Here is a 14,090-nt window from a genome sequence, read left to right as displayed (position 1 = left end):
GTATTTATTTTAGGAAGAAGTGACAAGCAATGGTTACATTTCTTGGCGCGCTCGCAACGCTTATCGTTGGATACCTCGTCTATGGAGCAATCGTCGATCGGGCATTCGGGCGTACGGGGGAGGTAGCGCCTGCGATTCGTTTGGAGGACGGTGTGGACTATATCCCGCTGCCGACGTGGAAGGTGTTCCTCATCCAGCTCCTCAATATTGCAGGACTTGGTCCAATTTTCGGTGCGCTTGCAGGAGCGCTCTGGGGGCCCAGCGTCTACCTCTGGATCGTCTTCGGTACGATCTTTGCGGGCGGTGTGCATGACTATCTTTCGGGCATGATTTCGTTCCGTGAGGACGGCAAGAGCCTTTCGGAGATTGTCGGTAAGAATCTGGGGCATATCATGCTTCAGATCATGCGTATCTTTTCGATTGTTCTCCTTGTTCTCGTCGGTGTTGTATTCATGACGGGACCCGCGATGCTGCTTTCCAAGCTGACGGGGCAGGCGGTGCTCTTCTGGCTCGCGGTCGTCTTCATCTATTATACGCTGGCAACCCTGCTCCCGATTGACAAGATCATCGCTCGGTTCTACCCACTTTTTGGCATTTGCCTTATCGTCATGGCACTCGGCATCATGGGCGGAATGCTCTTCGGAGTCGGCGGACATACGATGCCCGAGATGACGCTGGAGAACCTGCATCCGCAGCACCTCCCGATTTGGCCGCTGCTCTTCATCACCGTTGCCTGCGGTGCGGTTTCGGGATTCCACGCGACGCAGTCGCCGATTATGTCACGGTGTCTGAAGGACGAGCGAATGGGACGCCCCGTGTTTTACGGTGCAATGGTCGCTGAGGGCATCATCGCGCTCTGCTGGGCGGCGGCAGGCGCGACGTTCTACGATGGTACACCGGGACTTGGCGCGGCACTCAAGGAGGCCGGCCCCGGCGGCGTTGTCTACGAGGTCTGCAACGGCTTCATGGGGGCAATCGGTGTCGGCGGGGTCAGCATCGGGGCCATTCTTGCCATGCTGGGCGTTATCGCCTGCCCGATCACCTCGGGCGATACGGCCTTCCGCTCGGCACGTCTGACGCTTGCCGACTGGATGGATATTCCACAGAAGAAAGCGTCGAAGCGTCTCGTGATCGCTGTGCCGATGCTCGCCATCGGCTTGATTCTTTCGCAGATGGACTTCTCCATCATCTGGCGTTACTTCTCGTGGGCAAACCAGACACTCGCGATGATTATGCTTTGGACGGGCACGGCATACCTCTACCTCAATAAACCGGGCTCATATGCATACGTGATTGCACTCGTGCCTGCGATCTTTATGTCGGCGGTGACGACAACATACCTCCTGCAGGCACCGGAGGGGTTTGGTCTGCCGACGAACATTACCTATCCGGCGGGCATCGGCTTCGCTATACTCTTTACGGCACTCTTCGTGCGTGCGTTCATTCTGCGCAAAAGAACGGCCTGACATGAACGATACCGCTGCATACGGCTTTTGAAGAAAAACCGCGTGGCAGCGGTTTTTTCTTGCAAATAGATGAAAAACTATGGTAAAATAGTCATAGGAGTATTTACTCATAACGGATAAGGGAGGCATATTTACATGGAAAAGAGCACGGAGAAAGAGCCGAAGCTCGAAAAGCAGGCAGAGAAGCTGATTGAGAAGAAGGAAGCTGCTGCCGCAGAGGGTGCGACAAAGGCGGAAAAGTTCCAAGCATTCCTCAAGGAGAATGACATCAATTTCTTTGAGTCGCAGGCACTTTCCGATGAGTTCCACACGACGATCTTCCGCTCGCGCATCGAGGCGAAGGGGCAGATTCTGCCGATGGCGATCTTCATCGACGACAGCATCTTTACGATCATCCGCACGCAGGTTGCGACGGGCATCAACGAGAAGAACATCGACAGCATCAAGAGCCACCTCAATATGCTCAACGCGGAGTACAAGATATTCAAATATTATCTCCGCGAAGATGGCAATATCTATCTCGATGTCTGTATCCCGTTTGTCGATGAGACCTTCGACAGCCGCATGATTCAGACGCTCCTGCCGATTCTCGTGCAGCAGCTCGAGACCGTGTATGAGGATCTCATGGCAGTGGTCTGGGCGAAAAAATAAATCTCAGTCATGCTGACTCGATACGTTTCCCGCATTTCGGCGGTATTGTGATTCTGAGCGACACTATGAAGACTGCCGGTCTGGCAGTTTTTTTTTGTGCCCGTGTTGATTTCCCGTCAAAATCCAAGTAAAATGTCAAGAGAATAATTTTCTGACGGGGGGATGGCGTGAACATAAAACAGATGATCGGCGGACGGCAGTTCTGGTCGCTGCTTGCTGTCCTTGCCATTCTTCTCGGCGTCCTGCTCATTATTGGACATCCGAAGGAAACGCCTGCGCCCTCACCTCCGCCGCCCCCCGAGGACGATGTGAAGGTGACCGTGCTCAACTACCACATGATCAACTCGCGGTTCCTCTCTCTTGCGGTTGAGCCATCGGATTTTGACTGGCAGATGAAGTATCTCGTCGATCATGGCTATCACACGATCAGCCCCGATGAGCTCTACGACTATCTGGCAGGCACGGAGTCTCTGCCCGAGCGTCCTGTGCTCATCACGTTTGACGATGGCTACGTTGATAACTATACCAATGCGTTTCCCATTCTGAAAAAGTATCACCTCAAGGCGACGGTCTTTGTCGTCACGGGTTTCCTGAGCAAGCGCAAGGGCTATCTCACATGGGATCAGGTGCGTGAGATGGAAAAGAGCGGTGTCACGATTGAGTCGCATACGGTGACGCACGCGGCTTTGCCGGAGCTGTCAGATGATCGTATTCGTGAGGAGCTTGTGGAGTCCAAGCGGCAGGCGGAGAGCGAATTGGGACATCCCGTCGAGTTCATTGCCTATCCGACGGGCGTCCACGATCTGCATATCGCAGAGCTCGCGAAGGAGGCAGGGTACAAGGCAGGCTTTACGGTCAAGTACAGCAACGTTGACCGCAACAGCAACGTCTTCGCCCTCGAGCGCGTACCGATCTTCCGTACGGGGGCGACAAACGAGGATTTTGTCGACCGCCTGCACTATACCTCGAATCTCACGCAGTACGGCTGGGTGCGAAATTGAATGAGAAATAAAGTCTATTGCACGAAACAATAAACTTCGTACCATAGGCTATTTTTGTGATTCTTTTGCTGCTTAGGGGGAAGGGGCGCTGCGAAGCGATAGGGAGACGTGCAGCAGTTCATTTTCTCACGCGTTCCTGCACGAATCGGATGAACGCATCCGTTTCCTCCTGATCGCGGAGTTTTGCCATATACATCTGATTGCCCATCTGTGGCCACATGACCTCGGGCAGACGCTCGCACATGACGATGCTGTCCGCGTAGCGGCTGAGGATTTCCTCGTGTGTGTACATAACGGTGGAAATCACGCCGTCCCGCGTAGGCACAGCAGCAGTGTACGCCGCAGTCGGGGAGGAGGCGGCGGTTTGCCGTAATCATGTCTGCCCAGATTTCATAGACATCGGTGGAGTGTGCGAAATTCGTCATATCCGTCGTGTAGCCGCCCGCCGGGCGCATATTGACCTCGAGCCCGACGTAGTCGCCGACGGCGCCGAGCCCTGCTTTTGCCTCGGTCAGGCGGAAGAATTCAAAGTGGACGAAACGGCTGTGTACGCGGAACGCCTTCAGTGCAGCGCGTCCCATCTGCTTTACCGTGTCTGGGACAGTGGGTACCGTATAGTAGGAGAGGTCGAGTTGATAGAGAACGATGTCCATAACGGTCGGCGGCCAGACGGTCATGGACTCAAAGATCGGGTTCGCATCTGCATCGACGATGGCGTCGTAGGAGCAGATATCGCCTGCGACAAATTCCTCGATGACATAGGGGACGTCGGGCTTTGACGCGAAGAAATGCCGCAGCTCGTCATGCGTGTCGATGCGGTAAGCGCCCGTCGCATCTGCACCGATATCTGGCTTGACGATGACGGGGTATCCGACAGTATCGAGAAACTCCTCGGCGGCAGAAAGGGTGGTCGCACGGACGAGGCGTGCCGTCGGGATGCCCGCTTTTTGGTAGTATGCCTTCATGGCGGACTTGCTCTTGATGTGCTCCATGTCTGCACTCTGCCAGCCCGTGCGGATGTTGAAGTCCGTGCGCAGACGGGCGTCATTCATGAGCCAGTGCTCATTGTTGGACTCGAGCCAGTCAATGCGTCCGTACTTGAACGTGAAGAAGCCGACGGCGCGCAGCATCTGGTCATAGTCGTCGAGTGCGGGGACAAAGTAGTACTCGGTCAGTGCCTCGCGCATCTCGCGCGTGAGCTGGTCGTAGGGTGTATCGCCGATGCCGAGAACGTTTACCCCCTTTTTCTTCAAGCGGTCACAGAAGTTCCAGTAGACGTGTGGGAACTGCGGAGATACAAAGATGAAATTCATATCATTGCCCTCGTCCAATCACTGAAAAAATTATCATATGATAAGTATAGGCTATCGAATCTTCGACTTTTTGTCAAGTATATATTAGAAAAAGATAAAAGTTATCATGATAAATGAAGGATACTATCTGTTCGGCACGCGAAAGAGGAAGAAGAGAACGTGCGCCGTCCATACAACGCCGATGGCGATGCGTGCGTGCAGGTGATCGGCGAGAAGAAAGGAGATCCCCATGAGTGTAGTGACTGGAAGCATGATGCGGAGTTTTTCCATCGGCGTCATGCCGCGCCGCCCTTGGCGCATGAGAAGCAGTGTTGTGCGGTAGATGCGCGTCGTAGCCAGCCAGTTCTCGAGGCGGCGGGAGCTGCGCGCGAAGCAGTACGCAGCGAGCAGGATGAAGGGAACGGTCGGGAGAATGGGGAGAAATGCCCCGAGAATGCCGAGCCCAAAGCTGAGAAATCCGAGAATAGAGAAAAAGATTTTTTTCAGGATCATGGTGTAGTATCCCTATCAATGAAATGAATTCTCATGAGCAAGAGGATATCATGTGCGCGAGAAAAAGACAACGCAATATTTTGTGGTTTCTTCAATTTGTGCTATAATGAAAAATGTTTTTTTAGCGTATATGCTGGGATGCATGCGCTGGCATTGGAGAGGAATGAGACGAACCGCATGATTCGAATGAAAAATGTCTCGAAGGTATATGAGAATGGTGCTGTGGCACTGGACCATGTGAGCATTGAGATTGTCAAGGGGGAGTTTGTCTTTGTCGTCGGGGTGAGCGGTGCGGGGAAATCCACGTTCATCAAGATGCTGCTTCGTGAGGAGCTGCCGACGGAGGGCGAGCTCTTCGTCAACGGACATGATGTAGTGCACATGGATATGACTGACGTACCGTATCTGCGGCGCGGTCTTGGGGTCATCTTTCAGGACTACCGCCTCCTGTCGGATAAGACGGTCTATGAGAACGTGGCCTTCGCTATGCGTGTTATCGAGGCACCGCGCCAAATGATTCAGCGGCGCGTTAACGCTGTGCTCGACGTCGTCGGACTGCGTGACAAGTACCGCGATTTCCCCTCACAGCTCTCGGGCGGTGAGCAGCAGCGCGTGGCGATTGCCCGCGCTATCGTCAACGATCCTGCAATCCTCATTGCCGATGAGCCAACAGGAAATCTTGACCCGGAGACGAGTTGGGATATTATGGATATTTTCAAGCGCATCAATGCGGCAGGGACGACGATTGTCATGGCAACGCACGATAAGAACATTGTCGATACGATGCAGCGCCGTGTTGTCGCCATTGAGGACGGCAAGATCGTGCGCGATGAGCAGCGCGGGGGGTACGGATATGAAAATTAGGACGGCGGAGTACTATGTGCAGGAGGTTCTGCGCTCCCTGCGCCGCAACAACTGGATGACGTTTGCGGCGGTCGGTACGGTCGCTGTCTCTCTTTTTATCCTAGGCGTATTCCTCATCCTTGCCCTCAATATGAACCGCGCGGCGTCGATGCTCGAGTCGCAGGTGCAGATCAGCGTCTATCTAAAGGACGATCTGAGCGAGGACGCAGAGCAGGATGTCGGTGCCAAGATCAAGGCGCTCCAGGGCATCGAGTCCGTGAAGTACGTCGGACGTGACGAGGCAAAGGAGCGTCTCTCCGAGCGGCTGGGAGAGCAGAAGTATCTGCTCGATGCGCTCGGTGACAAGAACCCGCTGCCGAATGCCTACGAAGTGACTGTGCGTCAGCCGGATATGGTAGAGACGGCGGCAAAGCAGATTGAGCGCATGGGTGGCGTCGAGTCCGCGAAATACGGGCAGGATGTGGTGGAGCATCTCTTTGATATCACGCGTTTGGTGCGTCTCTTCGGCGTTCTCCTGATCCTCCTGCTCGGCGGTGCGACGATCTTTATCATCGCGAATACGATCCGCCTGACGGTCTTTGCGCGGCGGCGCGAAATCGCCATCATGAAGTATGTCGGTGCGACGGATGAGTTCATCCGCTGGCCGTTCGTATTGGAGGGCATTGTGCTTGGCTTCATCGGCGGTGTGATTTCCGCTCTTGTCCTGCGCAGTTTCTACGCAGGCGTCGTCAACAAGGTATACGATACACTGGCGTTCTTCCCGCTCATTCCGCAGTCGCCGTTTATGACGTATGTGGGGATTGTGATCGTCCTGCTCGGCATGGCGATCGGCGCGGCAGGTGCGTGGGTGTCGCTGAAGCGTTTCCTGAAGGTGTAAGCGATGAATGCAGTGACAAAACGTATCCTCTGTGCCTCTCTTGCTGTCTCCGTCCTTACGGCGGGGCAGGGGTGGGCGGCGAGCCTCGAGGAGGAGCGCGACAGCTACGATGCACAGGCAGAGGATCTGGGACGCCAGAGCGATGAGCTGGCGGGAAAGATCAACTCGCTCTCGGAGCAGAAGCGGGTTCTGGATGAGGAAGCAAATGCGGCAATCGCGACGCATAAAGAACGTCGTGCGGAGCTGAACAAGACGCTTGAACGCCTTGAGGAGAACGAGGAGAAGCTCGCTGTCACAGAACGCGAGTATGACCGCAAGAGTGCGGCACTCGGGAAGCGTGTCCGCGATATCTACATCAACGGGCAGATTTCCTATATCGATGTGCTGTTCGGGGCAAAGGACTTCTCCGATTTCCTCACGCGCATGGATCTTCTGAAGCGTGTCATCAAGCAGGATTATGATCTCGTTCATGCCGTGCTTGCCGACCGCGATGCGATGCGTGCGCTCAAGGAGGAGCTGGAGAAGGATCGGGCGGCACAGGAGCCGCTCGAGAAGGAGGCGCGCGAGGCACGTCTCGCGATGGAGGATAAGGTCGAGAAACAGCGTGCAATCATCGAGCAGATGAAGTACGATAAGGCGACCATCGAGCGCAAGCAGGACGAGGCACGCGCGGCGTCAGAGCGCATCACGCGGATGCTGCAGCGCAGCGGTCTGCGCAACCTCCCCGTGCAGGGCTCGGGCGCGATGATCTGGCCGCTGGGCGGACCGATCACGTCGGATTTTGGCTGGCGGGTTCATCCGATCACGGGCGCACAGCGCTTCCACAGCGGCATCGACATCGGCGGCGACTACGGCGATGCAATCTGTGCGGCACAGGCGGGAACAGTGGAGTATGCTGGCTGGATCTCGGGCTATGGCAACGCCGTCATCATCAATCACGGCGGCGGCATATCAACGCTGTATGGACACTGTCAGTCACTGAATGTCAGTGTGGGTGAAAGCGTTTCGCAGGGCGACGTGATCGCCTACTGCGGGTCTACGGGCAACTCGACGGGTCCGCACTGCCACTTTGAGGTACGTGAAAACGGTGAGCCGGTCAATCCGCTGTCGTATTTGTAAGCAGGCGTAACGCCGCTCATCAATGAATTGAAGAGGATATGAGCAAAAAAAAGATTGTTCTGACCGCCATGATCTCGGTTCTGTGCGGCAGTATGTTGACGGTGCTTGCGGCGGGGGTATTCCTGCGCTCGATGGGCATCTATGGCGATGATGTTATCCGTCTGTTCGGCGTGATGAAGTTCATCCAGTCGCGTTACGTGGACGCGCCCGACACCAGTACACTCGTGGATGGTGCCATCGACGGGATGGTTGCCTCTCTCGGCGATCCGCATTCGGTCTATATGCCGCCCGAGATGTTCCGGACGCTGCGTCAGCAGACGGAGGGCTCGTTTGGCGGGATCGGCGTGACGATGGGCTTTAAGGATGGGACGGTAAAGATCATCTCCGTGCTTGACGGAACGCCCGGTGAGGCCGCGGGACTGCGCGCGGGCGATGAGATCCTCGCTGTGGACGGTGTGCCGACGAGCGAGCTGCCGAGCGAGGAGGTCGCGCTCCGTATCCGCGGTGAGGTTGGGACGCAGGTGACACTGCGCATCCTGCATGACGGCGCAGAGCAGGATGTGACGATCACGCGCGATGTGATACAGGTACACTCCGTGCGCGGTGTGATGCTCGACGGGACGACGATCGGCTACATCCGCATCGCTTCATTTGCAGAGCACACGGGCGATGAGTTCGCCGCAGAGATGGCGCGTCTCGGTGAGGCGGGCATGACCTCGTTCATCATCGATCTGCGTGAGAATCCGGGCGGATTGATTACGAGCTGTGTTGCCGTCGCCGAGCAGATTGTACCGGCAGGGCCGATTGTCTCCGTCATCAACCGTGACGGAGATACGGAGGTTTACCGCTCGCATCTCGAAGCACGCAAGTATCCGATTGTTGTGCTCATCGATGAGAACAGTGCGAGCGCATCGGAGATTCTGGCGGGGGCATTGCAGGATACGGGCGCGGCGACCATCATCGGCACGACTTCCTATGGGAAAGGGTCAGTGCAGGCAGTGATGCCGCTCTTCCACGATGATGGGCTGAAACTGACGATTGCCAAGTACATTACGCCGAATGGGCGCTCCATCGACGGCACGGGCATTACACCGGATATTGTCGTCGAGCGTTCGCCGCAGGACACGACGGATGTCCAGTTCGAGGCGGCGAAGAAGTATCTGGAGGAGCATCCGAGTTTTTAATGAAGCACAAATAAATTCATCGTTATCATCTTGACGTATTTTTGCCCGCACTTCGGCGAAAAAGCTGCGTCAATTCGATAGAGTTCATTTTATCTGTGATTCCTTAAGAAAAAACTAACCGTATGCTAAGCTGAATATAGCGCCCTTGCTGTAGCATGGGCGCATTCTTATCGGGATGAAAAGGAATTCCATACGTTGAGGTGGTTATGATGAAGAACAGGCGCCAGCGTGCTCTTGCTGCGCTTCTCGTGGGCACAGTACTGACATTCCCGCTGTCTGCGGATGCGATGCGGCTCAGCCTCGAAGATGCGATCGACACGGCACTTTCGGCGAATACGGGACTGCGCATCACGCGCGAGGGGGAACGCTCGGCCGATGCCACACTGCGTCAGGCACGCGGCAAGAACAGCATCTCGGTCGGAGCGAGCGATAGTCTGCGTACGTCGAAGGCGAGCGACGCGAGTGAGCAGGCGAGCAACGGGATCAGCCTCTCGGCAAGTCTGCCCCTTTACAGCGGCGGAGCGAATGAGGCGCGGATTCGTGCGGGGGAGATCGGTGCACATGCGGCGCGCCTGACAACGGAGCGTGCGCGTGAGGAGCTGAAATACGAGGTGATTGCCGCCTACTGGAACGCGGCAGAGGCAGCGAAGAAGATCGACGTCCAACGCGACAGCGTGGACAAGTACGATGCTCATCTGCGGAATGTCAGCGCACTCTACGAGGCAGGAGCACAGGCCAAAATCGACGTGATCCGTTCCTCGGTGGAGCTGTCGAATGCACGGCAGGAGCTCATCCGTGCCGAGAGCAACTACGAGGTGAACCTCGCGACCCTACGCAATCTGCTCAACATTGACCGATCCGAGCCACTGCAGTTGACGACAGAGGTCACCTACGAGCCATTTGGCACGGCACTGACGGACTGCATTTCCTACGCACAGCGCACGCGGCTTGACCTCGTGGCACAGCGTGAGACGCTGCAGCAGCGCGAGCTGGCGGTTGACATCGCGCGCGCGGGGAAGAAACCGACGGTGAATCTGACCCTCGGCACGGGATTGACGAGCCAGTTTCGTCCGTACAGCGATACGTCCTCTGATGTGTCTGCCTCGGTCGGTGTGAACTGGAACATCTTCGACAGTGGCGTGACGCGCGGTGCCATCGACGCGGCGGAGGCGGAGCGTGACATTGCCCTCTTGAATGTCAAGAAAACAGAGGAGAGCATTGATCTGAATCTGCGGCAGGCGTATCTCAATATGCGAGAGGCGGAGCAGCGCTTTACCTCGACGGGGGATGCCGTGCGTCAGGCAGAGGAGGATTACCGTATCGCCTCGGAACGCTATCGTGCGGGCGAGGGCATACTCCTTGATATTCTTGACGCACAGACGGCCCTCACAACAGCACGGCAGAATGCGCTTAGTGCACGATATGACTATGCGCGTTATCGTGCGCAGGTGGAGAGCCTGATGGGGAAGGAGCTCACAGCAGAGGAGCACAAAGCGGCAGAGGGACTGCCTGCTGTGACGGATGAGGAGCGTACGGCGGCACAGGCGGCTTACGCTGAGGGGACGGATACGGCAGCGAGGGGAGCACAGCCATGAGGAAACGAACGATCATCGGCATCGGTGCTTTGACAATGGCGTTGATTGTCGGCGGCAGTTACTGGTATTACACGCAGAGTGCAGCACAGGAAGCGGCGAAGGCGGTCTCGACCGTCGTTGCCGAGCGCATGAACATCAAGTCCACCGTCGAGGCGACAGGAACGATTCGCCCCGTGGACTCCGTTGAGGTCAGCTCGAAGATCACGGCGCGCATCAGTTCCGTGCTCGTCAAAGAGAACGATACCGTGACGGCGGGGCAGATCGTCGCCACCCTCGACGGCAAAGACTACGAGGCAAAGCGTGATCAGGCACAGTACCGCGTAACGAATACGCGTGCGAAGTACAACCGTATGAGCTATCTCGAGAGCATCGGCGCAAAGTCGAAATCCGATCTTGAGGATGCAGAGTATAACTACGATACGGCGCAGTCCACACTCGAGGAGGCGAACTCCGACGCGAATGAGACGATCATCACCGCACCGATCTCGGGCGTGGTTGTCGGCGAACCGAAGAATGCAGGGACGATGGCGGTGCAGGGCTCGGATAATCCGACGGTCATCATGCGCATTGCAGACCTCTCAAAGAAGCAGATCAAGGCGAAGGTGGACGAGACGGACATCGGCAACATTCGCATCGGCCAAAGCGCGACATTCAGTGTGGATGCCTTTACGGATAAGACATTTTCGGCACGCGTCTCCAAGATCTCGCAGACGGATGTGACAAACAGTTGGGATACGAGCTCGTCGAGTTCTTCCTCCGCCACGTCGAGTGCGAGCGTCATCTACTACTATGTCACACTGGATGTGGATGATCCAGACAATCTGCTCCTCCCGGCGATGACGGCGCGCGTCGTCATCGACACGGCAGATAAGGATAACGCTCTCGTCGTGCCGCTCTCTGTGCTCAAGACAGATGCGGCAGGGCCGTATGTATTCGTGCTGAACGATGACGGGACACAGGAACAGCGGTATGTCGAAACGGGGATCTACAGCGACGAGTATGTCGAGATCCTGTCGGGGCTGAGCGAGGGCGAGCGCATCGTCAACAGCTATACGGCGAAGAAATCGACGAGCAGTACGAAGGATCATGGCGGACCGCCGCCGATGTGATCGGAGGTCATGATGCAAAGCAAAGAGACGAGCACCATTCGCCTGCGCGGCATCCGCAAGGTCTACCGCATCGGCGGTGAGATGCTGGCCGCACTGGACGGCATCGACCTCGATATCCGGCGCGGGGAGTTCGCTGCGCTCATGGGACCTTCCGGCTCGGGCAAATCCACGCTCATGAACATCCTCGGCTGCCTTGACCGTCCCTCGGAGGGATCGTATCGGCTCGATGGCGATGAGGTAGCGGGCCTCGACGACGATGCACTTGCCATGACACGCAACAAGAAGATTGGGTTCGTCTTTCAGAACTTCAACCTGCTGCCGCGCATCTCGGCACTCGACAATGTCGCTCTGCCGCTCGTCTATGCGGGCTGGGGACGGCACGAGCGGACGGAGCGCGCACAGGAGATGCTCGCCGCCGTGGGGCTTGGCGATCGCGGACAGCATCTGCCGAACGAGCTCTCGGGCGGACAGCGGCAGCGCGTCGCCATAGCCCGTGCTCTCGTCAACGATCCGCATATCATCATGGCGGATGAGCCGACGGGCAACCTCGATACGAAGTCCACGACGGAGATCATGGATATCTTTGAGCGAATGCACGAAAAGGGACATACGATCATCCTCGTCACCCATGAACCGGAGATCGCCCTGCGCGCGAGCCGGCAGCTTCTCGTGCGTGATGGGAAGATCACGCGTGATGAGGGGAAGGGGGTCGTGATGGATGTTGTTTAAGGAATGCTTCGGCATGGCGGTGAATGCACTGCTCGCCAACAAGCTGCGCTCCCTCCTCACGATGCTTGGCATCATCATCGGCGTGGGCGCGGTCATCGCGATGGTCTCTATCGGCATGGGCGTGCGCACGAGTGTCTCGGACTCCTTCGCGAGTCTCGGGTCGAATATGCTCATCGTCATGCCGGGCTCGTCCAATCAGGGCGGTGTGCGCGGCAAGGCGGGCACGCGAAAGTCTCTGAAATACGACGATGCGAAGGCGATTCGGAGCAAGATCAAAGGCATTGACTATGTATCGCCCACCGTCTCGAGCTCCTATCAGGTCGTGAACGGCAACCTCAACTGGAATACGCAGGTGGAGGGAGTCACCCCGGAACTGATGCAGATCCGTTCGCTGAAGGTGGAGAATGGGACATTCATCACGACGAGTGATATGCAGAAACGCAGTCGTATCGCCGTGATTGGTCCGACGGTTGCGTCCAATCTCTTTGGCACGGAGAATCCTGTCGGAAAGAATATCCGCATCAACAATCAGCCGTTCAAGGTCATCGGCATTACGGCGAGCAAGGGGCAGTCCATCGGACAGGATCAGGATGATGTGATCTACATCCCCCTGACGACGGCGCAGGAGCGCATGCTTGCCATTACGTATGTGCACTCCATCAACATACAGGTTTCCTCGCCTGATAAAATGGATGAGGTACAGGCGGACATTGAGACACTCCTGCGTCAGCGGCATCACATCCGCACGGGTGCGGAGGATGACTTCAACGTCCGCAACATGACCAGCCTCATGGAGAGCTTTACCGAAAACACGAATATGCTGACGCTCCTCCTCGGCTCGATCGCGGGCATCTCGCTGCTCGTCGGCGGCATCGGCATCATGAACATCATGATGGTCTCCGTCACGGAGCGCACACGCGAGATCGGCATCCGCAAGGCACTTGGCGCTACCTCGTCAAACGTCCTCATGCAGTTCATGATTGAGTCCATGGTCATCGGAATCGTCGGCGGCGTAATCGGCATTACGCTCGGCATTTCTCTCTCGAAGCTCATTGGCAGCTTTGGTGAACTCAAGACCTCCATTGAGATACTGCCGATCCTCGTCTCCTTTTCCTTTGCTGTTGGGATCGGTCTCTTCTTCGGCATCTATCCTGCCCGCAAAGCTGCCCGCCTTGACCCGATCGATGCACTGCGGTATGAGTGAATCCATACAATACAAAAGCGACTGCTGTACGAAGGGGAACTACGTACAGCAGTCGCTTTTCTACGGAAATTATTTATTGATAATCAGCGCCATAAAGACGAGATCCTCGGTTTCGGAGGCGTTGGCGATGGCATGTATCTCGCCGTCGCCGCAGAACGTCGTCGTGCCGGGACCAATCTCGATCTCCTTGCCATTATCGTTGTAGCGGGCACGCCCCGAGAGAATGTGATACGTCTCCGTATTGCCCTCGTGCTTGTGTGCGCCCATCGACGCATGGGGCGGGATCGTCACACGCGCGAACATGGCGCACTTGCCGTCCAGTTCCTTCGGCGTGAGGAGCTTCTGAATGTGGATCGTACCGTTGCCGCCAAAGCGCTTCTCGGCATCAATGTGCTCGGATGCGATGATTGCCATAAGTGAATCTCTCCTTTGTCATTACACATAAAATTTGATACAATGAACGATAAAGCACGCAGAAGAACGTGC

At 56.5% G+C, this 14,090-nt stretch carries 13 protein-coding genes and 1 pseudogene; 11 read left to right on the top strand and 3 right to left on the bottom strand.

The window, feature by feature from the left end; translation table 11 throughout:
• The first annotated feature begins 29 nt into the window (after positions 1–29).
• The 3 genes from AXE86_RS01120 (at position 30) to AXE86_RS01110 (ending at position 3,118) form a co-directional block, all read left to right on the top strand.
• Complete coding sequence (locus tag AXE86_RS01120; RefSeq protein ID WP_050343476.1) at positions 30–1,466, top strand: carbon starvation CstA family protein; 1,437 nt, start codon at positions 30–32, stop codon at positions 1,464–1,466.
• 135 nt (positions 1,467–1,601) lie between these two features.
• Complete coding sequence (locus AXE86_RS01115) at positions 1,602–2,117, top strand: hypothetical protein (protein ID WP_061943768.1); 516 nt, start codon at positions 1,602–1,604, stop codon at positions 2,115–2,117.
• A 167-nt stretch (positions 2,118–2,284) separates the two neighbouring features.
• Positions 2,285–3,118, top strand: a complete 834-nt coding sequence (locus tag AXE86_RS01110) for a polysaccharide deacetylase family protein (protein WP_061943765.1) — start codon at positions 2,285–2,287, stop codon at positions 3,116–3,118.
• A 118-nt stretch (positions 3,119–3,236) separates the two neighbouring features.
• Here AXE86_RS01110 and AXE86_RS01105 read toward each other — a convergent pair.
• Together AXE86_RS01105 and AXE86_RS01100 are read right to left on the bottom strand one after the other, a co-directional pair.
• Positions 3,237–4,431, bottom strand: a pseudogene (locus AXE86_RS01105) (ATP-grasp domain-containing protein).
• 123 nt (positions 4,432–4,554) lie between these two features.
• Positions 4,555–4,923 (bottom strand): YbaN family protein, encoded by a 369-nt coding sequence (locus AXE86_RS01100; protein ID WP_061943762.1) that lies wholly within the window; start codon positions 4,921–4,923, stop codon positions 4,555–4,557.
• 177 nt (positions 4,924–5,100) lie between these two features.
• On the opposite strand from AXE86_RS01100, the gene ftsE reads away from it, so the two are divergent.
• The 8 genes from ftsE (at position 5,101) to AXE86_RS01060 (ending at position 13,604) form a co-directional block, all read left to right on the top strand.
• Positions 5,101–5,787, top strand: coding sequence for a cell division ATP-binding protein FtsE (gene ftsE, locus AXE86_RS01095; protein WP_061943760.1), 687 nt, complete (start codon positions 5,101–5,103; stop codon positions 5,785–5,787).
• Positions 5,777–6,664: a permease-like cell division protein FtsX gene (ftsX, locus tag AXE86_RS01090; RefSeq protein ID WP_009442650.1), complete on the top strand. Its 888-nt coding sequence runs from the start codon at positions 5,777–5,779 to the stop codon at positions 6,662–6,664. The genes ftsE and ftsX overlap by 11 nt, the downstream gene beginning before the upstream one ends.
• A 3-nt stretch (positions 6,665–6,667) precedes the next feature.
• Positions 6,668–7,783: a murein hydrolase activator EnvC family protein gene (locus tag AXE86_RS01085; RefSeq protein ID WP_061943757.1), complete on the top strand. Its 1,116-nt coding sequence runs from the start codon at positions 6,668–6,670 to the stop codon at positions 7,781–7,783.
• A gap of 38 nt (positions 7,784–7,821) precedes the next feature.
• Positions 7,822–8,967: a S41 family peptidase gene (locus AXE86_RS01080; RefSeq protein ID WP_061943754.1), complete on the top strand. Its 1,146-nt coding sequence runs from the start codon at positions 7,822–7,824 to the stop codon at positions 8,965–8,967.
• Positions 8,968–9,173: 206 nt separating this feature from the next.
• Positions 9,174–10,562 carry a TolC family protein gene (locus AXE86_RS01075; RefSeq protein ID WP_157064390.1) on the top strand — a complete coding sequence of 463 codons (1,389 nt, stop codon included), beginning with the start codon at positions 9,174–9,176 and terminating at the stop codon, positions 10,560–10,562.
• Positions 10,559–11,671, top strand: coding sequence for an efflux RND transporter periplasmic adaptor subunit (locus AXE86_RS01070; protein ID WP_061943751.1), 1,113 nt, complete (start codon positions 10,559–10,561; stop codon positions 11,669–11,671). Before AXE86_RS01075 ends, AXE86_RS01070 begins: the two co-directional genes overlap by 4 nt.
• 12 nt (positions 11,672–11,683) lie before the next feature.
• A complete protein-coding gene (locus AXE86_RS01065) occupies positions 11,684–12,400 on the top strand; it encodes an ABC transporter ATP-binding protein (RefSeq protein WP_040572634.1) in 717 nt (238 codons plus the stop codon).
• Complete coding sequence (locus tag AXE86_RS01060) at positions 12,390–13,604, top strand: ABC transporter permease (RefSeq protein ID WP_061943748.1); 1,215 nt, start codon at positions 12,390–12,392, stop codon at positions 13,602–13,604. The genes AXE86_RS01065 and AXE86_RS01060 overlap by 11 nt, the downstream gene beginning before the upstream one ends.
• Positions 13,605–13,673: 69 nt before the next feature.
• Here AXE86_RS01060 and AXE86_RS01055 read toward each other — a convergent pair whose 3' ends face one another.
• Positions 13,674–14,018, bottom strand: a complete 345-nt coding sequence (locus tag AXE86_RS01055; protein ID WP_061943745.1) for a cupin domain-containing protein — start codon at positions 14,016–14,018, stop codon at positions 13,674–13,676.
• Between the last annotated feature and the right edge of the window lie 72 nt (positions 14,019–14,090).

Origin of the sequence: Selenomonas sp. oral taxon 136 (genome assembly GCF_001554015.1) — a bacterium.
Lineage (GTDB): Bacteria > Bacillota > Negativicutes > Selenomonadales > Selenomonadaceae > Centipeda > Centipeda felix.
The sequence above is the reverse complement of the archived record's forward strand: the minus strand, read 5'-3'. Positions and strand labels throughout refer to the sequence as shown.

What these genes read in the sequence shown, in the direction of transcription:
- AXE86_RS01120 (WP_050343476.1), top strand. Translation starts at nt 30, where the DNA reads ATGGTTACATTTCTTGGCGCGCTCGCAACGCTTATCGTTGGATACCTC.
- AXE86_RS01115 (WP_061943768.1), top strand. Translation starts at nt 1,602, where the DNA reads ATGGAAAAGAGCACGGAGAAAGAGCCGAAGCTCGAAAAGCAGGCAGAG.
- AXE86_RS01100 (WP_061943762.1), bottom strand. Translation starts at nt 4,923, where the DNA reads ATGATCCTGAAAAAAATCTTTTTCTCTATTCTCGGATTTCTCAGCTTT.
- ftsE (WP_061943760.1), top strand. Translation starts at nt 5,101, where the DNA reads ATGATTCGAATGAAAAATGTCTCGAAGGTATATGAGAATGGTGCTGTG.
- ftsX (WP_009442650.1), top strand. Translation starts at nt 5,777, where the DNA reads ATGAAAATTAGGACGGCGGAGTACTATGTGCAGGAGGTTCTGCGCTCC.
- AXE86_RS01085 (WP_061943757.1), top strand. Translation starts at nt 6,668, where the DNA reads ATGAATGCAGTGACAAAACGTATCCTCTGTGCCTCTCTTGCTGTCTCC.
- AXE86_RS01080 (WP_061943754.1), top strand. Translation starts at nt 7,822, where the DNA reads ATGAGCAAAAAAAAGATTGTTCTGACCGCCATGATCTCGGTTCTGTGC.
- AXE86_RS01075 (WP_157064390.1), top strand. Translation starts at nt 9,174, where the DNA reads ATGATGAAGAACAGGCGCCAGCGTGCTCTTGCTGCGCTTCTCGTGGGC.
- AXE86_RS01070 (WP_061943751.1), top strand. Translation starts at nt 10,559, where the DNA reads ATGAGGAAACGAACGATCATCGGCATCGGTGCTTTGACAATGGCGTTG.
- AXE86_RS01065 (WP_040572634.1), top strand. Translation starts at nt 11,684, where the DNA reads ATGCAAAGCAAAGAGACGAGCACCATTCGCCTGCGCGGCATCCGCAAG.
- AXE86_RS01060 (WP_061943748.1), top strand. Translation starts at nt 12,390, where the DNA reads ATGTTGTTTAAGGAATGCTTCGGCATGGCGGTGAATGCACTGCTCGCC.
- AXE86_RS01055 (WP_061943745.1), bottom strand. Translation starts at nt 14,018, where the DNA reads ATGGCAATCATCGCATCCGAGCACATTGATGCCGAGAAGCGCTTTGGC.